18 protein-coding genes are annotated in these 21,284 nt (G+C 44.7%); 5 read left to right on the plus strand and 13 right to left on the minus strand.

The window, feature by feature from the left end:
• Positions 1-202: 202 nt before the first annotated feature.
• Positions 203-1,111 (minus strand): 50S ribosomal protein L11 methyltransferase, encoded by a 909-nt coding sequence (gene prmA / locus RTS09_RS00835; RefSeq protein ID WP_312533352.1) that lies wholly within the window; start codon positions 1,109-1,111, stop codon positions 203-205.
• Between the two features lie 198 nt (positions 1,112-1,309).
• Positions 1,310-3,916: a penicillin-binding protein 1B gene (gene mrcB, locus RTS09_RS00840; RefSeq protein ID WP_312533354.1), complete on the minus strand. Its 2,607-nt coding sequence runs from the start codon at positions 3,914-3,916 to the stop codon at positions 1,310-1,312.
• 187 nt (positions 3,917-4,103) lie between these two features.
• Here mrcB and RTS09_RS00845 point away from each other — a divergent pair, with 187 nt between their 5' ends.
• A complete protein-coding gene (locus RTS09_RS00845; protein WP_312533356.1) occupies positions 4,104-6,842 on the plus strand; it encodes a heavy metal translocating P-type ATPase in 2,739 nt (912 codons plus the stop codon).
• 20 nt (positions 6,843-6,862) lie between these two features.
• Here the strand turns inward: RTS09_RS00845 and RTS09_RS00850 are convergent, their stop codons facing one another.
• Positions 6,863-7,786 carry a hypothetical protein gene (locus tag RTS09_RS00850; protein ID WP_312533359.1) on the minus strand — a complete coding sequence of 308 codons (924 nt, stop codon included), beginning with the start codon at positions 7,784-7,786 and terminating at the stop codon, positions 6,863-6,865.
• 358 nt (positions 7,787-8,144) lie between these two features.
• Between RTS09_RS00850 and RTS09_RS00855 the strand changes: the two genes are divergently transcribed.
• Entirely contained in the window at positions 8,145-8,930 is a 786-nt protein-coding gene (locus RTS09_RS00855) for a DnaA ATPase domain-containing protein (RefSeq protein WP_239742054.1), read from the plus strand.
• A 77-nt stretch (positions 8,931-9,007) separates the two neighbouring features.
• Positions 9,008-9,676, plus strand: coding sequence for a DUF2057 family protein (locus RTS09_RS00860; RefSeq protein WP_312533362.1), 669 nt, complete (start codon positions 9,008-9,010; stop codon positions 9,674-9,676).
• An 84-nt stretch (positions 9,677-9,760) separates the two neighbouring features.
• Here RTS09_RS00860 and gspM read toward each other — a convergent pair whose 3' ends face one another.
• From gspM to RTS09_RS00900, 8 genes are all read right to left on the minus strand, one after another.
• Positions 9,761-10,252 carry a type II secretion system protein GspM gene (gene gspM / locus RTS09_RS00865; RefSeq protein ID WP_312533365.1) on the minus strand — a complete coding sequence of 164 codons (492 nt, stop codon included), beginning with the start codon at positions 10,250-10,252 and terminating at the stop codon, positions 9,761-9,763.
• A gap of 21 nt (positions 10,253-10,273) precedes the next feature.
• Positions 10,274-11,545 carry a type II secretion system protein GspL gene (gene gspL, locus RTS09_RS00870; RefSeq protein WP_312533368.1) on the minus strand — a complete coding sequence of 424 codons (1,272 nt, stop codon included), beginning with the start codon at positions 11,543-11,545 and terminating at the stop codon, positions 10,274-10,276.
• Between the two features lie 36 nt (positions 11,546-11,581).
• A complete protein-coding gene (gene sixA, locus RTS09_RS00875) occupies positions 11,582-12,034 on the minus strand; it encodes a phosphohistidine phosphatase SixA (RefSeq protein ID WP_159374555.1) in 453 nt (150 codons plus the stop codon).
• Positions 12,035-12,067: 33 nt separating this feature from the next.
• Positions 12,068-13,276, minus strand: coding sequence for an NAD(P)H-dependent glycerol-3-phosphate dehydrogenase (locus RTS09_RS00880; RefSeq protein ID WP_050324307.1), 1,209 nt, complete (start codon positions 13,274-13,276; stop codon positions 12,068-12,070).
• A gap of 88 nt (positions 13,277-13,364) precedes the next feature.
• Positions 13,365-13,937: a nitroreductase family protein gene (locus RTS09_RS00885; RefSeq protein WP_312533372.1), complete on the minus strand. Its 573-nt coding sequence runs from the start codon at positions 13,935-13,937 to the stop codon at positions 13,365-13,367.
• Positions 13,938-13,939: 2 nt separating this feature from the next.
• Positions 13,940-14,350, minus strand: a complete 411-nt coding sequence (locus RTS09_RS00890; RefSeq protein WP_312533375.1) for an FMN-binding negative transcriptional regulator — start codon at positions 14,348-14,350, stop codon at positions 13,940-13,942.
• Between the two features lie 44 nt (positions 14,351-14,394).
• A complete protein-coding gene (gene zapE, locus RTS09_RS00895; protein WP_312533378.1) occupies positions 14,395-15,519 on the minus strand; it encodes a cell division protein ZapE in 1,125 nt (374 codons plus the stop codon).
• A gap of 200 nt (positions 15,520-15,719) precedes the next feature.
• Positions 15,720-16,418, minus strand: coding sequence for an alpha/beta hydrolase (locus RTS09_RS00900; protein ID WP_312533381.1), 699 nt, complete (start codon positions 16,416-16,418; stop codon positions 15,720-15,722).
• A 269-nt stretch (positions 16,419-16,687) separates the two neighbouring features.
• Between RTS09_RS00900 and RTS09_RS00905 the strand changes: the two genes are divergently transcribed.
• A complete protein-coding gene (locus tag RTS09_RS00905) occupies positions 16,688-17,080 on the plus strand; it encodes a hypothetical protein (protein WP_312533383.1) in 393 nt (130 codons plus the stop codon).
• A gap of 68 nt (positions 17,081-17,148) precedes the next feature.
• Here RTS09_RS00905 and RTS09_RS00910 read toward each other — a convergent pair whose 3' ends face one another.
• Entirely contained in the window at positions 17,149-17,640 is a 492-nt protein-coding gene (locus RTS09_RS00910; RefSeq protein WP_138018949.1) for a hypothetical protein, read from the minus strand.
• A gap of 126 nt (positions 17,641-17,766) precedes the next feature.
• Here RTS09_RS00910 and RTS09_RS00915 point away from each other — a divergent pair, with 126 nt between their 5' ends.
• A complete protein-coding gene (locus RTS09_RS00915) occupies positions 17,767-18,192 on the plus strand; it encodes a hypothetical protein (protein WP_312533387.1) in 426 nt (141 codons plus the stop codon).
• Between the two features lie 79 nt (positions 18,193-18,271).
• On the opposite strand, the gene ppc is transcribed toward RTS09_RS00915, so the two are convergent.
• The gene (gene ppc / locus RTS09_RS00920) at positions 18,272-21,142 is read right to left on the minus strand and encodes a phosphoenolpyruvate carboxylase (RefSeq protein WP_312533389.1); all 2,871 of its coding nucleotides are present in this window, start codon (positions 21,140-21,142) and stop codon (positions 18,272-18,274) included.
• Positions 21,143-21,284 lie beyond the last annotated feature (142 nt).

Below are 21,284 nucleotides of genomic sequence, written 5' to 3' on the forward strand. Positions count from 1 at the left end.
GCATTTTTAGTTTGCGTCTTTGATTGTTAATAATGTCGTGTGTTAAATCATTTAATGACGAATAAAAAATAAAGTCAACAAATTTCCTAGAGTTTATGTTCACTATGCTGCTAGCTATGATACTAGCTACGTTATTAGGCTTCGACGGGGAAAAGACGGCCTTACTTCCTTGTAAGGCTTTTTATACGAATCGCGACTTGTTCTACTCGCGGCGAAAACCCGAGAGGCGATGCCAATGTTTATCTTCCTGCGCGCTAAAGGTAAATTCGCCATCCATCTCAAAATAAGGCTGATAGGCAGCTTTTACATCTTCCACTTGGTTTTCAATCAGACCGGCCAACACAATGCTACCTTGAGATTTTAATAATGTCGCAAAATAAGAGGCAAGGCTCATTAGCGGTTTGGCTAAAATATTTGCAGTTATCAAGTCCACAGGCAAAATAGCCTGCTCTTTACAATAGTCACTAAATTGTTCAGGTAAAAAAGCCTGAAGCTGATCGGCTACCTTGTTGCGCTCGGCATTTTGATGGGTTGCTAAGACTGCTTGGGGGTCAATATCGACCGCGTACACCTGTTTTGCGCCTAGCAAAAGCGCCGCAATGCCCAAAATACCTGAGCCGCATCCATAGTCAATCACCACTTTATCTTGCAAAGGTTGTTCTGTCAGCCAATCAATACAAAGACGGGTGGTTGCATGGTAACCTGTGCCAAATGCCAAGCCTGGATCCATGATGATGTTAATCGCATTGGGGTTAGGGGGTGACATCCATTTGGGCACAATCCAAAGTCCATTGGCACATTCAATGGGATGGTAGTTCTTCATCCACTCACGTTCCCAATCTTTGTCATCCACTCGGCTCGTCCAAACTCGCGTCGCCACCACATCATTGGCGATATCTTGACTCAAAGTTTCCAAATTACAATCACCATCAAATAGCCCAGTCACAATCACATCATCCCACAATGGCGATTCACCTGGCAATGGTTCAAATAGCGGTTGGTCACCTGCATCATCTAAACTGATACTGAGCGCATCGGCTTCGAGCATCAAGGTTTCCGCCAGTTCGGCTTGCGATTTTTCGCATCGAATATGTAATTGCTGCCAAGGCATAAACAGTCCTTAAAAATAACAAATAAAATAATGAAACAATAAAAAGGGAGTGCACTAGCTTGGTAGTATAAACACATTCAGCCATAAATGCGATGTGACTTAAAAATGAAAATACCCATATTATTGCTTGGCGCACCCGAGCTAAAACACCTAGCGGTAAGGGTAAAGACAAATAAGAAGGTTCGCCTGTTACCGTCTCTAAAACATTTCTTTAACCGATTTTTCTAACCAAGACTGCGAGCGCGGCGCCGCATTGAGTGGTTGGTTGGTATGGATCGGGTCGCCGCCGTTATTAGGGGTATTGGGGGTATTAGGGTTGGTCTGCGTATTCCCCGTATAGCCACCTTCATTTTGGTAGGGATTGGGTGCAGGTGGGTTATTGCCAATGGTATCTTCATAGGTTTGTCTGCGTTCAATATTGTCATAGCGCTGTTGTTGGCTTTGTCCAAACTCACTCATTGCCTGTTGTTGCTGTGCGGCAAATCTTGCTTCTTGCTCGCTTTGGTATAGTTGTACCGCGCATTCACTACTATCTTGCGGTAGATTGTCGGTATCAACAGGTACATAGATGGCATTTGGACATTTTTCATGGGATAATTGTGATTTGCCGTTTTCCATCCATAGCCATTCGATATTGCCTGGCGCGATGAGATTAACTGGCGTAAGCTTTTGCTGCTTCATAAAATTGATCCACATCGGCAAAGCACCATTACCGCCACTTAGACCTGTGGGTTTGTTGTCATCTAAACCGACCCAAACAACGCTGACCACATTGCCACTATAGCCTGCAAACCACGCATCGCGATAATCATTGGTAGTCCCTGTTTTACCTGCAAGATTGAGATTGTCACCGAGCGATAGCGCCGCTTTGGCGGTACCTTGCTTGATGACCTGCTGCATTGCATAATTGGTGAGATAGGCAGCCGTGGGGTTGATGACTTGCTGATTTTTTTGTTCCATGCCTTGAACCACTCGTCCTTGGTCATCAATAATCGTGCGAATGGTATGAATTTCATGACGCAAGCCACCCGTTGCCAGTACTTGATAAATCCCCAACATATCCATGGGCGATAGATTCACCGCGCCAAGCAAGGTAGATGGATAATTGGGCAATGGGCTATTGATACCCATACGGTATAATTGATTTAAAAAATTGGGAATACCAACTTCCATACCCACACGCACCGCGGCTTGGTTATAGGAATTGGCTAAAGCGCTGGTGAGGGGGATAATACCATGACTGCCGCCACCGTAATTGCTGGGTGTCCATGTCTTGCCATCGGTCATTTTTAGCACAATCGGGCTGTCATCGACACTACTGGACAAATTATAGCGACCCTGCTCAAATGCGGTTAAGTAAATAATCGGTTTGAGTAAAGAGCCAACTTGGCGCTTGGCATCCACGGCGCGATTAAAACCGGTAAAATCACGACTACTTCCTACTACAGCGAGCAGTTCACCGTTGTTGGGATTGGCGCTGACTAGGGCGGCTTGCAAATTAGTGAGCTGTTTGGGATTACTTTTTTTTAACTGATTGACGCTTTGAATGACCGCGCTGGTAGCGGTTTTTTGAACATTGGGATCAAAACTGGTAAATATTCTTAACCCTTCGTTTTTGAGATCGTTGGCATCATAGGTACGGGTGAGTTCTCGTTTGACCACGTCTAGATAATCAGGAAAACGCGTTTTACCAATCACAGGATTGTAAGAAATGCTCAGTGGCTGCTGCACCGCTTCATCATATTGCTGCTGGCTGATTTTACCGGTTATCAGCATATTACTCAGCACCACGTTACGGCGTTTTAGGGCAGCATCGGGGTAGCGTAGCGGATTGTACTGGGTAGGACCTTTGGCAAGCCCTACGAGCATCGCCATTTGGTCGAGTCGAAGCTCTTTTAGCGGGCGGTTAAAGTAAAACTGCGAGGCAAGCCCAAACCCGTTAATGGAGTGATTGCCATTTTGACCTAAGTTAATCTCATTCATATAGGCTTGCAAAATCTCACTTTTGGTGTAATGCATTTCCAGCAAAATCGCCATCACCGCTTCATTGGCTTTACGTTTGATAGTACGGTCTGAGTTGAGATAGAAGTTTTTAACCAGTTGCTGGGTGATGGTGGAGCCGCCTTGGCGTGAACCGCCCATAAAATTGCTATAAATCGCACGTCCTATCCCGCGGATAGAAACGCCGTGATGCTGATAAAAACTGCGGTCTTCGGTTGCCACCAGCGCATCAATTAATGGCTGCGGATAGTCATTGATGGTTAAAACGATGCGGTCTTCATTGTTGTCTGGATAGATACCGCCAATAAAAATTGGCTCAACCCGCGCCACACCCGATGGATTGGGACGGGTGCTTTGTAATTTTTCAATTTGGTTATCTTTGAGCGTGACCTTAATAATTTGCGATGGCTCAGTATCATTGGCGGCAAATTTAAATTCGCGGGTATGAATATAGTACTCACCATTTTTTTTGGTATAAGTCCCGGCATTGTCATAGTTTTGGTCAGGGGCATAGGTGAGTAAATTTAACCAATTTTCCAATTCATCATCGCTAAGGGGATTACCCACCGTTAACGTTAATGGTTGCGAGTATACTTTTGCAGGGATATTCCAGCGTTTGCCCTCAAATTTTTGGGTGATGACATTATCTTGGCGCACCAAATATAACCCAAGCAAGACCAAGCCGCCCAATACTGCCACCACAAAGATAAAGCTCAGGATAAACATCCCTTGTTGGTTTGAGTCATACTGGAATTTAGGCGAGTTTTGGCGATTTTTAGCGGCAGAGATAACGGTTGAATTCATACAAAAATGCGTCACGATCAAGGGTATAAAAAAGTGCTTTATCATGACCCAAAATACGCCAAAATACAATGTCAACATCGTGCTATTTTGCCACGTTTATACAGGATTTTTGAACTTTAATAGACCGTTTTGGAGTACAATAACAGTCATTTTTGGGTGAGTTAGGGTGTTTGCCCTAGGGGTTTTGATGATGCCAAACAATAGCCAATTTGGGGCAAAACAATCGGATATTGAGCCGTCGGTTGTGACCGATGCGCCTAGCCGTACGCTTGTTGAAGCAGATAGCAAATTTACTACCACATATCAAGATGTGGAGCTGGTGTTACCAGATGAAGGGCATTGTTTTCATTGTGGCGATCCGCTGCCAAGCCCGCCATTTTTTACCCATGTATTGGGTGAAGATCGGGCGATGTGCTGTATGGGCTGTCAGCTTGCTTCGCAAAGTATCATCGAGGCGGGGCTTGAGCAATACTATCTTGACCGCAGTGAAATCAATCGTACCGCCAGTCTCCCTGATTCGTTATATCAGCTGCAAGCGTATGACCACGATGATATCAAATCGCAATTTATTTACCATCAGCAAGGGCACAGCGTTGCTGAGCTGTCAATCAGCAATTTGCGCTGTGCTGCCTGTAGTTGGCTGATTGAAACCCAGTTGTATCGCCTTGATGGCATGGACACTTGCCAAGTCAACCTCACCAATCAACGGATGCGCGTGGTATGGGATGACAAAAAACTGCCGATTAGCCAAATTTTGGCAAATGTGCAAGCCATTGGGTATGATGCCAAACCCTATCGGCAAGATACCCATGAAGCGATGCTCAAGCGAGATAATCGCCGTATGTTGTTTCAATTGGGTATTGCGGCATTGGGTGCCATGCAAGCGATGATGTTTGCAGTGGCGCTATATTTTGGGGAATATTCAGGTATCGGCATCAACGATCGGCAATTTTTACGCTGGGTATCGCTGTTTGTTAGTATTCCTGTGTTTTTGATTGCAGGGTTACCATTTTTTCAATCGGCGTGGTCAGCGATTAAAGCCCGCCAAGTCAATATGGATGTGCCGATTAGTATCGCCATTGTCATTACCTTTTTGGCAAGTTTATATGCGACATTGACCAGCACGGGCGAGACCTATTATGACTCGGTTAGTATGCTGATATTTTTCTTATTGGCGGGCAAATTTGTCGAGCACAATGCTAGGCTAAAGGCTGCCAATTTAGCCAATGATTTGGTGGTCGTCGAACCTGTGTTGGTCGCAAGGCTGGGTCATGAAGCGCCGTTAGCGCTAGAGAATACGGATACCTCACAAGTAGCGCTCTATGCCAGTCAATATAAAGACCTTTTTTATCAGTCACTTAGTTTAGACCCTGCCAATAGGGGTGATAACGAGCAAATGGTTTCGGCGCAGTCGCTAAGAGTTGGTGATATTGTCCGCATTGATGCCGGTAGCAGTATCATCAGTGATGGTATTTTGCTGTCGGATAGTGCCACGGTGTCCGAAAGTTTATTGACCGGGGAGAGTGATTTAATCGTCAAACGCTTGGGCGATAGCATTGTGGGCGGTAGTCAAAATGACAGTCAGCCGTTTGTGATGCAAATCACCACATTACCCAATGACAGCCAAATGGGCGTGATTGACAGGCTAGTGAATCGCTCGCTCAGTGAAAAGCCGCAAATCGCCTTAAAAGCAGATAGACTGGCGCGCTGGTTTGTCGCGCGGGTACTGGTGATTGCCAGTATGGTGTTTTTGGCATGGTATTTTATTGAGCCGAGTCATGCCATTTGGGCAACGGTTGCCGTATTGGTCGCTACTTGTCCTTGCGCCTTGTCATTGGCCACGCCCATTGCATTAACCGTTTCTACCAATCGATTAGCAAGCCTGGGGTTTTTAGCGACGCGCGGGCATACCATTACCACACTCGCTGAAGTCACCCATGTGGCGTTTGATAAAACCGGTACATTGACGTACGGTCAACCCAATTTGATGGCGATTGAAACGCTGGATGTACCGGATGGTGTTAAACAAAATCCGTCAGTGGATTTTACTGAAGATGACACCAAAAACGAAGACGAGATAAAAAACCATTTTTTAAGTATTGCAGCGAGCCTTGAAGTGGGTAGTCGTCACCCCATTGCTCATGCGTTATTGACAATGACTCGGCAAATGCATTTGCCCACTACCAGCGATTTGGTACACATTCCGGGGGGCGGTCTGCAAGCTACGATTGATGGGCTAAGTTACCGTCTAGGTCATCACGGTTTTGCAGTGCAATCAGGATTAGATGATGGGTTACTGCCAAATCTGAGCAAACACCAAGCCAGTACCAGTGTGACCTTATCAAGACAAGATAGCCTAAGCAAAAAATGGCAGCCACTGGCGCATTTTTATTTTCATGATAAAGTCCGTGAAGGCGCCTTAGCTACCATTAAACATCTCAAAGACCAAGGCGCGCAGGTGCTGATGCTCACCGGTGATCCCAGTGCTCAGGCGTTTGAAGTAGCGCGCGAGCTTGGTATTGACACAGTTTATAAAGGTCTTACTCCGAATGATAAGGTACAACATTTAAAAGCCCTGCAGCAGCAAGGACACATCGTGCAAATGGTCGGGGACGGGGTAAATGATGCGCCGGTACTTGCCGCTGCCAACATCTCAACCGCCATGGCAGGTGCGGCAGATTTGGCGCAAGTCTCCAGTGACTCCTTGGTACTCAATGGTCAAATCCAAGCCGTGGCAAAAGCGCGTGAGGTGGCTTTCAAGACCGATCGCATTATTGCCCAAAACTTCAAATGGGCGCTAGGGTATAACTTTATCGTACTGATACCCGCTGCGTTAGGCTATGTACCGCCTTGGTTGGCTGCGATTGGTATGTCATTGAGCTCACTGTTTGTGGTGCTTAATGCGTTACGTCTCAAACGCGCTTAATAGTGCAATTTAACAAAGCTTTATGCTTTTGGCTTACTAAAATCATACGCCGTGACTATTTGCGCGTTTTTGGCAAAATCGATGAAATAATAGAAGTATTTATCATTCTCATCAATCACCCGATCGCCGTTGGAATCAGCTTGGGTTGAGAAGTAAAAGCGTTTTCTCTCAGGCAGCCATTTATAATGTTTAAAATATTGATTATTGGGCGTGAGTTTCAATAAATTTTTGCCATTTAAATCACTTAAATACAAGGTAAGCTGCTGATCAAGATTGGTTTTATTGTCATCATCATCAGCGATCTCTTTGACTTCATAGATAAAATAGCCCAGCAGTAAGGTATTGCCGACTTTGACTGCCAATGGGTTGGTTGCTTCTTTCGCGGCTTGCGGTTGGGTAGGCGCAATTTGCGTCATGGTAGCTTTTTTTTGTACTGTTGTGTCATCTTGGGTTAAATCTACCAAGGGCGTGTGCACCGCTCTTATCACAAAGTTATCTTGTGGAAACAGCCGGTGTACTTGCCCGGTTTTTAACCCTTCAAACACAATATTGTAAACACTGCTTTGAAAATCATAGGGCGCAACTTCTTGAAAGTAGCTGACGGGTGATTTTTTAGCATCACTGCCATCGCTGTCATATTTGCGATTGATAGGCACTGACGGAATAATCGGATGCAGTAGATTGGGCACACCTGCCAAATACACCGGAAAATCCATGCGTTTTAACCCGACTGTGGCAGGTGGGATACTGGCTGGGGTTTGGGCGATGATGACTTCAGGTACGTTAGACGGTGAAGGTGCAGTGTCGCTCGCTCGGTTAGTTGTCTCAGGGGTGGGCTGGCAGGCGGTAAGCACCAAGCCTAGCCCCATAGCGCTCAAGGTACTCATAGTGATATGTAATGGTCTAAAAAAATTCGCATCACGCCATTGGTTAACAAAAGACATAAGAGTCTCCATTACAAAGATAATCAAATATACTACTAAAATGATAAGACATGTACAATCTTTGGTTATACCATCGTGTTTAGGTTTACAATAGTATTTATTTTTTGTATTGACGGTTTTTATTGACAGTTTTAAAAGGTAAATAAATTTCAAACACCACGACACGGGGCAAAAGGCGCGTGAGTAGCTATTTCATAAATTTAGGTTATAATAGTCAAAATTTAGTTAGACGCCTGAATTTTTTGCTTTTAAACTTTTAAACTTTTAAGCATAGGGCGGCGAACTGGGCAGCACTATGTGTATAGTGGTTTATGATTTATTTTCAAAAAGCGATATCTTACCGATTGCGAGTGCATGAATGTCGGAACAATTAAGTCTAAACTTAAATATCAAGCAGTCCGCGAGTATCAGTGACTTTAGTGGTCCAGGCTGGGTATCAATCATCGATGTGGTGCGCCAAATGCATGTAGGACTGTTGACGCAGCTGTATCTATACGGCGAGCGCGATACAGGTAAAACCCATCTACTCAACGCTATCTGCGAATCCTTCCGTGATATCGACCAATCTGTTATTTATCTATCGCTGCGTGAGCTCATAAACGCCAATATGGATGCCATGGTGTTGTCATCGCTAGAGAATACCACAGTGATTGCGCTTGATGATATGGATGAAATTCAAGGTCATCCTGAATGGCAAGAAGCAGTTTTTCATCTGATTAATTTATCGCAAGAATACGGCAATAAAATTATTTTTGCCAGTCGTTTGCCTGTCAAAGCGTTAAATTTTGAGCTGCGAGATTTGCTATCAAGGCTTGCTCGAGCCGCGACTTTTCAATTGCCAACGGGCAGTGATAGGCTTGATAGACAGCTGATTTTGGAATCGGTATTACGCCGTCGTCATTGGCACTTTGATCCGCGCATCATCGACTATTTGCTTAACGAAGGTCCACACCGCATCGGTGCGATGTTAGCAGTATTAAACGAATTGCAGCCATTATTTTCTAACATGGAACGCACCCCATTAAACAAAGTGAGCAAAGCCAAAATTCAAGATGCGATGAACATCATTGATAATTTAACGCTGAATTTTGAATTGGCGGACTTTGATGAAATTGCAGAAAATGAAAATTTTTTAGATTTTTGACCGGGTTTGTCATAGGAATTGCGTGATAAATGGGTTAGAATCCATCAACAGTTTGATGTAAAACAACAGGATATCCTATGAATAAACAGTACTTATGGACGGCTGCCGCGTTGACTGCGGGCGTGTTAGCAACCACACAAACATTTGCCCAAGTCACCTTGAATGTTGCTGATAATACCGTGGTGACTGCTATTAATGGTCAAGAAGTCAAAAACGGCTTGCTTTCAAAGCCGCAAAAAACCTACAAACTTGAGCCAGGCAAACATGTGATTACTGCCAAGTACAATCGGTTGTACGAGCTGCGCGGTGACAATCACGATGTGTTACGTTCAAGCAATATTAGCGTTCCAGTAGAGCTTGCCGACAATCAAACGTATGTGTTAGATATGCTAGGTCAACCAGAAGACTATAATGCCGCCAAAGAATATGTCAAACAACCCACACTAGCGGTGCTACAAGGCAAGCAAGTTATTGCAAGTCAGCAAGCTACATCCAGCAGTAGTTCAAGCATTTTTAGCGGCTTGGGTAATGCGTTAGGCGGTGTGTTTGGTGGTAGCTCAAAAGCGGTTGAAGCCAATCAACAAACCATCAATGCCTTAGGACAATCAGGGGGCGCGATTCCCGCTATCAATCAACCTGTTGCGACCACGGTCAGTTCATCGGATAGTCTCGATCAATTTATGCAGTTATGGTTGAGAGCAACGCCAGCAGAGCGTGATAAAATCCGTCAGTGGGTGCAAAAATAATCACCCCATGCGCCCCCATGCGCCAAAATAACGATGCCAAGTGCATCGTTTTTTATGGTCATTTAACATTACTTGCTTTTACCATTAGTTAATAGATAAAACAGACTGTACTTCAAGTTTATCGAGGGCTGGCTGGTTGATTTGTAGTTGCTGGATGCGGATACCTTGTTGTTCAAACTGATTAAATATATTGGTGATTACGCTCGCCTGCGCGTGACTAAAAGCAACTTGGATAGTATTGCCATTCTCGACCACTTGCGCATTGACAATACCTGATTGGCTAAGTATTTGTTTGATAGCATCGGCTTGACTGACTTGTTGGGTTTGGTTGGGATTGATGTTACCTGCTTGACTGCGTAGCCAAAACACATCTGCCATGGTGTCATCGTATTTTTTTTGTGCTTGGTTGGCTTGGCTATGCAGCGTCCAACCACCGACACCGACCACAAAAAAAAGCAAGAACATTGCCAATATCAGCAGCGCAATCTGATCACGACGTGATAAATTTTGAAAGGCATGAGCCAAAGGCGTGGTTAGTTTTTGCAGGGATTGGCTCAGTGAGGCTTGCAGTTTCATAAATTCATCTCAGTCGTAGGTTTATTCTGCCAATTCAATATCTATCATGGCAAGGGTACTGCCAGCAGAAGTTGGCGCCACTGCACTGGAAACCGCACTGGCAGTATTGGAAGACATTGCAGCGGGTATCGCGGCATCCACAGACCCTAGCTTGGCTTTTATCCCTTTGTTTACCATGTCATTGACGGCTTTGTTTAATGAATCGGCGCTTGATGATAACAGCTGCAGTTGTAAGTGATTATTTTGAAAATTAAGCTGCTTGGCGGTCAGTTGGTACTGCTGCAATACAGGCTGTATTGACGATAATGTCTCAAGTACGCTTGGCGTGGCTGATTGCTGGGTGGTTAATTTGCCAGATAACTGTCGTTGTAGGGTGAGTTTGCTACTAAGCGGCTCATTGGGGAACCACTGGGCATATTGCTGAGCTAGCAAAGTTGCGGCTTGTTTTTGCGCTTGGTTGTAATAATACCAACGAAGTGCATCGACCACAAAGGCTGTCAGCAGCGCACAAACCGTGATTAGGGCGATGACTTTGGCATAAGGCGCAAGCGTCGTTTTACCTTTGATTGTCGCAAAGTTAAAAAAATGTCTGACCGGGTCTTTGATTGGGGTAGGCAACAACTCAGACGATGCAATGGATAAATTAGGCATACTGGCTAACTGCTGGGCAACGGTTTCATCGTGAAAACCCGTTAAATATAGCGTTTCTAGCATGGGTAATTTGGTGAGTACCAGCGGTAAAAAACTAACCGCCATGCCGTGATAAGTATGTAGTTTTAATAACTGGGTATCTGCATCTTGGTAGTAGACCGCGCTTGTGGTAGATATAGCCCTAGTATTCATACTAGTATCTATTCTAGTATCTATAGTCGGCAGCAATAAAAAATCTGGCAATAAAGCGACTATCTCAATACCCGCCAACGAGGCAGCATTGATCCATGAATGAATATCGGCAGCATGAAGCCCAAATAATGCAGGTAACTCGCTGTTGGTGGCGGTCGGCTGGATTTTGACTTGTAAATCTTCTACCGACCCAATGCTGATATCTTCAAATAAATAGCGCCTGCCGGTGTCGCCCAAAGTGTTGAGCTGGCTTGCTGAGAGGGTAGGCTGGATTGTTAATAAACTGACACTAGGAAAATAGAGACAGGCTTGCAGCTTGGCTGATTGCGTGGTTTGCAGATTGGCAAGGGTCGCAAGTGTTTGCCAATTGTCAGCCGTTTGCCAAGTCTGGGTGGTTTGTTGCCATAAACGTAAGGCAGCATGCTGAGTTGGCAACCAAATATGAATCACAGAAGTGTCCTACACAAAATTGACAAATTAAATCACCTAACAGGTGGGAACAAAACGTTTGATCTCAGCGGCAAGACTGGGTGCCAATATACCCATATCATATACACGCGCTTCAGCCAGCGCAAAACCCTCTAGGGGTTCATCCGTGAGAATATGGGCAATTTTAGCAATGATATTCATATGACAAACCACCACCATGCAGTCGCCAACCAATTCGCCTAGCGCATCCACGGCGATGTCTGCATCGTTATCAGGGGTGATGCCCTCATACGTGGTCACAGGCACATGGGGAAAAAATTGCTGGATTTGGGCAAGGGTTTGCTGGGCGCGGTTGTAAGGACTGACGATAAAATGATCGGGCTCAAAGTTCTCAGCAAGCCACGCTGCGGTCTGTGAAGCTTGGGCTTGACCCAGTGCTGATAAATTTCTTTCATGGTCTGGCAGGGTATAAGCGCCTGCATCGCCATGACGAACTAAAATTAATTGCATGTATTTACCTAAAAATATTTAAAGTTATGTTTGTCAGTTATGCGTTGGCTGCACTTGATGCGGCATGACAAATTCCACATCACTTCTAAATCCTGCTTCCATCAAGTTTAATGCAACCCCAAGCGGCGCTTTGTCTTCATAGATAATATCGTGCAAGGCATGGGTAATCGGCATATAAATACCCGCTTTCATGGCTTTTTCATTCACCTGCTGGATGGTATTAATCCCTTCAGCGGTTTGCCCCAGTTTTTTGATGGCTTGGTCAAGGCTCATGCCACGCCCTAGCATATTACCAATCTGGTAGTTACGGCTTAAGGTCGATGAGCAAGTTGCATACAAATCACCCACGCCCGACAACCCCAAAAAGGTCAGCGGATTAGCCCCCGCTTGGACGCCAAATCGGCTCATCTCAGCCAATGCGCGGGTTAAAATCATGGCTTTGGTGTTTTCCCCGATGTCATAGGCAGCGGCCATGCCCATGGCGATGGCATAAATATTTTTAAGCGCGCCGCCAAGCTCCACGCCAATTAAATCATCACTGGCAAACACGCGAAAAAACGCACTGTGCAGCGCTGTCTGCACGGCAAGCCGTAGCGCTGCAGATTGGCTGGCAATCACGGTGGCAGACGGCATATTATTCATGATTTCTTTGGCGAGATTGGGGCCGCTCATCACGCCAAAAGCCACATTGGGCAATTCATCTGCGATCACATCACTCATTAGCGCAAAGGTATCTTTTTCCATACCTTTGGTTAAAGACACGATGGCTTGAGCGCTGATAAAAGGCGCAATTTTTTGTAAGGTTTCGCGAAAAGCAGCGCTAGGCACTGCCACAAAAATCAAATCTTTACCTTTGACGGCTGCTTGCAAATCATGAGTAAATTGCAGGCGCTCGTCAAGCTTATGGTCGGGCAAGTATTTTTTGTTGATATGGGTTTTTTGCATCGATTTGACGCTGCGTTTATCGCGTACCCAAAGCGTGACTTCGCAGCCATTTTTGGACGATAAATTTGCCATTGCCGTACCAAAACTACCACCGCCCAGCACGGCAATTTTGAGGGGCGCAGGTTGGTTGGCGAGCTGATTGTCTAAGTCTGTCTCTAGCACCGCTGGGGTGTCAGGTTTAGACTTTTTGACCGCTTTTTCAATGACGTCGGCAAACAGCTTGCTGGCTTTTTCACGATTGACATTCAGCTTTTCTAAATTTTCACTTAGATTGGTTGCTAACTGGGGTTTTTTCATTGAAAATCCTTGAATCCACTTGTCCTGCAAATACTGACAACAGGGCACCCTTTACATGAGCAAAATATAAAAACGGCTAGCTTAGCCGTTAGTTTGTGCCATTATCATAAACAATAAATGGTGTGACGTCTATCTTAGAACGCGGCGGGATGGTCGACACGGCTGTGCCAACATAGACAAAAGCAATGACTTGGTTATCAACGGTTACATTAAACAGCTGTTTGATTGCAGGCGCATTGGCAAGTGGACCGGTGCGCCATACGGTGGCAAACCCTTGTGCCGACAAGGCAAGCAGGAGATTTTGCACGGCACAACTACTTGCCGCTATTTGTTCCCAATGGGGGACTTTATCATGGGATTTAAAATCGGTCACACACGCGATAATCATCGGCGCACGCAGCGGCATATTTTCCGCTTTGGCGAGGGTTTTCTCATCGGTTTCACCTTGTGCCATCGCGGCATTTTTTAACGCCGTGCCTAAGGTGTTGAGCGCTTGGTTTTCAAGTACGATAAAACGGTAGGGGTTTAAATCCTTGTGATCGGGGGCGGATAGCGCCACTTCAATCGCTTGTTCGACTTGCTCGCGGGTGGGGGCAGGGGCGACGAGATTGCCGATTGAACGGCGCGATTTGATAAAGTCTAAAATTTCTGAATTTGTCATTTTTATTCCTTAAAGAGGTTATTGATTAGCGTTGCCATATTATCCGCTGTCGCCGATTGCAGTTGTGTTAAACCGTCAATCACGCCTTGCTGATTATCCAAAGTTTTATTTTGGCTAAGTTTAAATTTGGCTTCAAAATTATCAATGTTCAATTTAACCCCCACAATCGCGCGGCACATGGCATTGATATAGTCACTTGGCGCATCACTTAAAGACCAAGGCTTATGACAGGGGTTAGTTTGTTTAAGTTGATAGCCAAGCGGATTTTGTTCATCTACTTGCCAAAGTAGCAAAGCAGGGCAGATTTCAACCGAATCGCCGGTTAATGCCATTATATTTGCTAATGGCGACTGAGCAATAAAATCTTTAACGGCTTCAAAATCGGTTTGGGAAAAATCTTTGGGAATATACATCGTTAAAGCCACTCACCTGTATAACAATTAAGGCTTTGGATTATTTAAATGGTCATATCTTCTTTTTTTATCTCGTCCAAACGATGTTCCGCTTTGAGATATTCTTCTGATTGCATCTCTAACAGCCGTGAACGCGTACGCTCAATTTCAAACGCCAATTTTTGCCCATCGTACAGTTGTAAAATCGGCTGTTCTGCACGTACCAAAAGCTTGACGCGGCGATCATAAAACTCATCGACGAGGTAAATAAAGCGCCTTGTCGGATCAGCGATAATATCGTTGAGTATGGGCACATCGTCCACCAGCACCGTGCTAAACTCATTGGCGATTTCAATAAAGTCGCTGGCCGAGCGCGGCTGCATACATAATGCCCTAAAATCAATGTACAAGGTGTTTTCGGTGCGACCTTTGATGGCGATATCACGACCATTGATATGAATGGGGTCTTGGATAATGTGTTGATTGTTGCTTAACGCGGTAAAGCGGTTGGCAAGCCAGTGGATGTTTTCTTTGGTCAATGGCGACACGTAAAGTTCGGCTTGCTGCAATACGCGCAGACGGTAGTCGATGCCACTGTCAATGTTCATGACCGTACAGTTTTTTTCGACTTCGGCAATGGCAGGTAAAAAACGGTCACGGTGAATACCGTTTTTATACAAGCCATTTGGTGCGATATTTGATGTGGCAACCAAGGTGATGCCTTTTTTAAATAGCATGGTAAACAAATCGCCCAAAATCATCGCATCGGAGACATTGGAGACAAAAAATTCATCAAAACAAATCACATCTGCTTCATTATGGATGATATCGGCGACCTTTTGTAGCGGGTCTTGTTGACCTTGTAGCTTGTTGAGCTCGGCGTGCACCCGCTTCATAAAGTGATGAAAGTGTTGGCGCATTTTGTTGTCGGCAGGCACCGACTCAAAAAACATATCCATCATCCAAGTCTTACCGCGACCCACACCGCCCCACATATACAGCCCTTTGGGCGGCTCAGTACGTCTTAAAAAGCTAAACAGCCCACGTTGTTTGGCGCGGTTTTCCATGATTTGTTCATAGACATTGTCCAAATAAGTCATCGCAGCGCGCTGCTGTGCGTCTTCGCTAAACTCACCAGATTTTAGCGCAAGCTCATAGCGTCGTAAGGGTCGTAAATTTGAGTTGGGCATGTTATCTCTCAGCGTAAATTAAAAAGTTGTCAAATTTTCATTTCAACGTGCTTTGACGTAGGGGTATTAAATAAATAGATGCGATTAAATAGACTGCATTAAACTGCCAAATAGCTCACGATGTCAAATACACCAAAAATTTGAATCAAAAACACCCATCAAAAACACAAATCAGGAACTAGGATAAAATAAAAACTGCGTTATTTGCTACTTAGCGCTTCAAGCAGCTGTTTTAATTCCCCTAATTTACCATGAAAAAAGTGCCCTGTATCGTCAATGATGTGCGTTTGAATACCAAAGTTTTCCCCAAATTGTTGTAGCGAGCTTGGCGCAATCACTTCATCATTCGCACCATAAATCATAAAGGTTTGTGCAGTGGGTATTAACAAATCTGAGGTGTCGTTTTTTTCAATAGAAGGGGCAATCAATGCCAAATCAGTGATGTCAAAATCATCCACTCCCAAAAATGCGCCTTGTTCATTGACAAGCTGAGCAAGCTTGGCGGCGATAAATCCGCCAAACGAGAATCCGCCAATCCATAGCTTACGCGCCTCAGTTTGGCTATGAATCCATTGCAGTACGGTTAACGCGTCTTCGATTTCACCTGTCACATTGCCGTACTCGCCCGTTGACTGACCCACACCGCGAAAATTAAAGCGTACCACATGCATGTTTTGGTCGCGGGCAAAACGATACATGGTGGTCACCACTTTATTCATCATCGTGCCTTCTTGCAATGGGTTTGGGTGACAAAGAATGGCAACACGCTCAACCGACGCGGCGTTTGGGTTAGCAACGCCCGTTGAATCAGCTTGCCAAAGCGCGTCAACTTCAAGCTTACCGCAAGGGGCATCTATTAATTGCAAATGGGTTAATTGTGAATGGGCAGGTGAGCGCATAATCATCCTAATCTAAGCAAAAAACTTTAAAAAAACCACCCATCATGCTAACCAATTTCACCCAAAATAGCTAGTTTGAAAATCAACAAAGCAGCCAATTGTTGCGCGGATTTTATGATTTGTAAGACCACTTGCGGCGGCTCATTTTTTACCACACACTAATACAAGCTATCAACCAAGTTCTATTGTTGAAATGGTGAGTTTGCCTGGATTATTGATAATTGATGAGAAACTTAACACCGCTATTGAAAAGGGACAGCCTGCAGATCATGAAATCATCTCTCAAACCGTCTTTATTAAAAATCACCCCATTAAAAATCACTACTATCACGCTGGTAGCAGCAATGAGTTTATCTGCCTGTCAAAGCACACCCACTAATTTACCCGTGCTACAGCGCGCGAACAACATCCTAGAAACCACTGGGTTAGGCAAAAGCAAAAATATCGCCAAAGTAAATGCGTTACATATCGCAACCGAGCAGTGCCGCGGAAAATCGCCCATCGTGTTGACCGATAGCTACCAGTATAATGGCGTGTTGGATGAAAACATGGGACGGGCAGCTGACCAAGCCATAGGTATGATTGGCAGCGTGTTTGGCAGCAAAAAAACCCTTGCCCGCGATGATGATTATGAATATACCATCACCTTTAAATGCCCCTAATTGTCAAAGTCAAATCATCTATCAATAAAAAAAGGTTAGGAGTGTTCCTAACCTTTATTGTTTTTGTATCACTGACGATTTAGTAAATGCTGATTGAGCTGTGCAATCACCGCTTTGTCGCCTAACTGATTGATACTGTCACGAATTTTTGGAATCGGCTCGGCAGCAATCGGCTGACTATCAAATAGCTTTAACAACCGCAGTTGTAATGCTGGCTCACCTTGCTCAATGACAATATCTACGAGGGTAGGCACATCAAATGGCAAATCCGAAGTTGATTGTGCCATTGCCACCGCATGATAAGCGCCATGTGGATCTTGGTCGGTTATGATACGGGTATTTACCGCTCTGTAAGCTTTTTCTGAGGTACCGCCTAAGACATTGATTTTGTGTAAACAGTTGAGCGCAGAATTGTTTTGTAATTGTGCAATAGCAATGATGTCTTCAGCCTGCTCTTGCAAATAGGCGCGTTTTTGTGCCAGTGCCTCTAATTGCTGCTCAGTCAGTGGCTCAGCGTTTTCGGCTTTTTTTAAGTTGGCATTAAATTGAATTTCTGACATGGCTATCCCCTTATTTATATGGTTATTAGATAAGGGTTTTTTTTATAAAATCAAATCCGCCGGTTAAACGAGCACATTTTGATTGCAATCAAGCTATAATGAATAAAAATGACAAAAGGGCGTGCTATGTTAGTGTTAACAGTCAATGCTGAACACATCAGTGTAAGGTTGCAAGATAACCTATGGGACATTGGGCTTACGCTAAAAGTAATTGCAGAGACATTGTACGCATTGCCACCCACCGAATTGGCATGGGAAACGGCAATTATGCGCATAGAAGATGCTTTTTCACCGCTAAAACCCAGATTGCCCAAAGATGAATTATTAAAGGTGATAGGGGCAGAGGATTTACGCTTGCTAGCGTTTGAGCAAGATGACAATGGCGGCTATATTCGGGCTGAGATACTAGAAAAAGCTTTTGCAGTGCTGGCGGGCTATCGCTCGCTGCAAGATTTGCCTGCTATGCCCAATGACCTAGCGTTTTATGCAAAGGTATTGCTATTACGAGAATGGGTACACCATTTGGATTTTGATAAGGTTTATTTGGGTTAATTGTCATCAATAAAAAAATCGCCAGTACTCAACCAGCGATTTTTTAAAATAAGTAATTTAAGGCTGTTTTGAACACTTACTAACCAGTATTTCTTAAGCCTTGGGCAATACCATTGATAGTTAAATGAACCAAGTTAAGCGCTGCGGTATAAGACGTTTCATTATCGCTCGTCGCTTCATTGGTGGTTTCAGTGGTAGACCTTTCATCAGTAGTCGTTTCATCAGCAGTTGCTTCGCGAAGTTGTTTTAATAAGGCGACTTGCAACCAGTTCAAGGCATTCAAATACGGCAAGCGTAGCGCAAGTGAGCGTGCCAATGTACGGTTATCATCCAGTAGCGTTTCTTTATTGGTGAGTGTCAACAAGGCTTTAAGGCTGCGATGATATTCTGCAGTAATAAGTGCAAAAATAGCGTTGGCTTCAGTGGTATTGTTGGCAAGCTCAACATAGGCTTGGGCGATTTCGATATCGGTTTTCGCCATCACCTGTGCCATATTTGATAACATGGCTTGCATAAAGGCGCTGTGTTGGGCGTTGTGTTGCAGTTTTGCTAAGTTTTCTGGGTTATCTGCAATCAGTTTTTCGACTGCGGTGCCAAAGCCATACCACGCTGGCAGCATCAAGCGATTTTGCATCCAAGAAAATACCCAAGGAATCGCGCGCAAATCTTGAATACGTGCCAAAGACTTGCGGCTAGCAGGACGTGAGCCAATATTTAAACTGGCAATTTCTTTGACCAAACTTGTCTGCAAGAAATAGTCAATAAAATACGGCTGAGTGATAAGCGCGCGATAGCAATTAAAGGCTTCATGCGATAATTGATTCATTAGGTCGCTATCAGGGCTTTCGCTATGGCTTGGCAATAGGCTCGCTTTTAGCGTTGCAGCAATCAGCGTCTCAAGGTTGCGTTCCGCGTTGCCCGCATCGGCATATTTTGCGGTAATAACTTCCCCTTGCTCGGTAATACGGATTTGACCATCCACTGAGCCTTCTGGTTGTGCCAAAATCGCTTCAAATGACGGACCACCACCACGACCCACGCTACCGCCGCGACCGTGGAATAGACGCAGCTGAATGGCATATTTTTCTGCCATTTCGACCAGCTGAATTTCAGCTTGGTATAGCGACCATTGACTGGTGACATAACCGCCATCTTTGTTACTGTCTGAATAACCGAGCATAATCTCTTGTAGATTGTCACGACTGGCTAGCACCGATTTGTACCAAGGTTTATCTAGTAACTCACTCATGATGCGGGTACTGTTTTGCAGCGCTTCAATGGTTTCAAACAAAGGTACGATATTGATACGGCTCACGGGTACGCCATCTTTGACCAATAATAGCCCTGATTCTTTCAATAATAACGCCAATGCCAACAAATCACTTACTTGTTCCGCATTGGAGATAATGCTTTGGGTAATCGCTCTGTCACCAAAGCGATTTTTGATATCGGCTGCGGCCTGAAAAATCTCTAGCTCACGCTGGGTTTGTGGCTCATAAGTGATATAGGGGTTGTATAAAGGACGCGCAGTTGCCAATTCACGCAGTAGCACACGTTGACGTGCGGATTCAGACAAAGAAAGATAATCTTCCAAATCGGCATGTTTGAACAAATCGTGAACCGTTTCGGCATGAATCCCTGAAAACTGGCGCAAGTCCAATGGCATCAAATAAAAACCAAATACTTCCACCGCGCGGATGATATCGGTGAGTCGTTCGTTAGCCAGTAACTCACTGCCATTATCCACCAATGACTGATAAACGACGTACAAATCATCTAAAAACTCGTCACAATCAGCGTAGGGCTCACTAAGTCCAAAGCGACAACCGTAAGACAAATCAAACGTATGCGAGGTAGCGACTAAACGTGACGAGATAAACCCGATGGCGCGGCGATAAGGCTCTTCTTCTCTAGAGATATTATCTTCTTTGGATTGCTCGGAGAGTGCCAGTACCGCATCGCTCACTTTCACATGGCGGATAGATAGCGGCAACTCTTGATATAGCTTGCCCAGTTGGTCACGATAAAAGTAAAACACCGTCGCCGCTTGGCGTTTGAACGCATAGCGAAGGGTATCGGCTGACACAAACGGATTGCCGTCACGGTCGCCACCAATCCAACCACCGATATTAAGTAAGTTTGGCATGTCAGTGTCGGGGAAACGCTCTTTTAACTGATAATCTAATTTGCGATACAGACTTGGCAAGGCTTCAAAAAAACTTAAATCAAAATAGGCAATGCCATTGTCGATTTCATCTTTGACAGTAATTTTAAAATGGCGGGTTTCATTGGTTTGCCACTGCGACAATAACGTGGCTTCTAGTTGCTGCTCGATACGATGACGTTGGTAGCCAATCGCAGTGTGGTATTCCTCAAGTAAAGCACGGATTTGACGGCGCAGTGATAAAATCGTTTGACGCTGTACTTCGGTCGGATGCGCGGTCAATACCGCACTGATAAAGGTATCATCAAGCTGTGCTTGCAACTCATCGCTGTCAATCCCTTGGGCTTTTAATTCATCAATCACATGGGCAAAACTACTTTTTGAGGCAGATTCGTCTTGTTCGTGGGCAAGGCGGCGGCGCTCATGGTGCATGTCTTCGGCGATGTTAAACACTTGCGCAAATAAGCCGCAAGCCCGAATGAGATTCTTGCGCTGTTGATGGTTGAGCGTTGGCAAAATGGCTTGAATAGTCTGCTGGGGGTCTTCGCCATTTAACAGTTTATTAATGGTTTGTTTGACCGGTTCTGAGGTTTGCTGCTCAACGACCGTTATCAGCACGCGGCTAAGTAACTGGGTGTCCGCTAGCAAAGGTGAGTCTTTATCACTATCGATAAGCTCAACGAGTGCCGTATTTGACGGATGCGAGTTTAAAGGGGTTAAGCTTAAAACGTGAGGCGGTGCAAGGCTGTTTTCATTTTCAGCTGGGTTGGCGTTGGTCTGGCTCATGACTTTTCCCTTATTTGCTTTAGTCTAAAAAGTGTAACAGGACAATTATGTTAGCACAAACTATCATCACCATAAGAAATACTAATCGTTAAAAATTCGAAATATAAAAAATTTAAAATTAATCTGACGAGACTTGACGTTA

The organism is Moraxella sp. CTOTU47618 (assembly GCF_032017425.1).
GTDB lineage: Bacteria > Pseudomonadota > Gammaproteobacteria > Pseudomonadales > Moraxellaceae > Faucicola > Faucicola tetraodonis.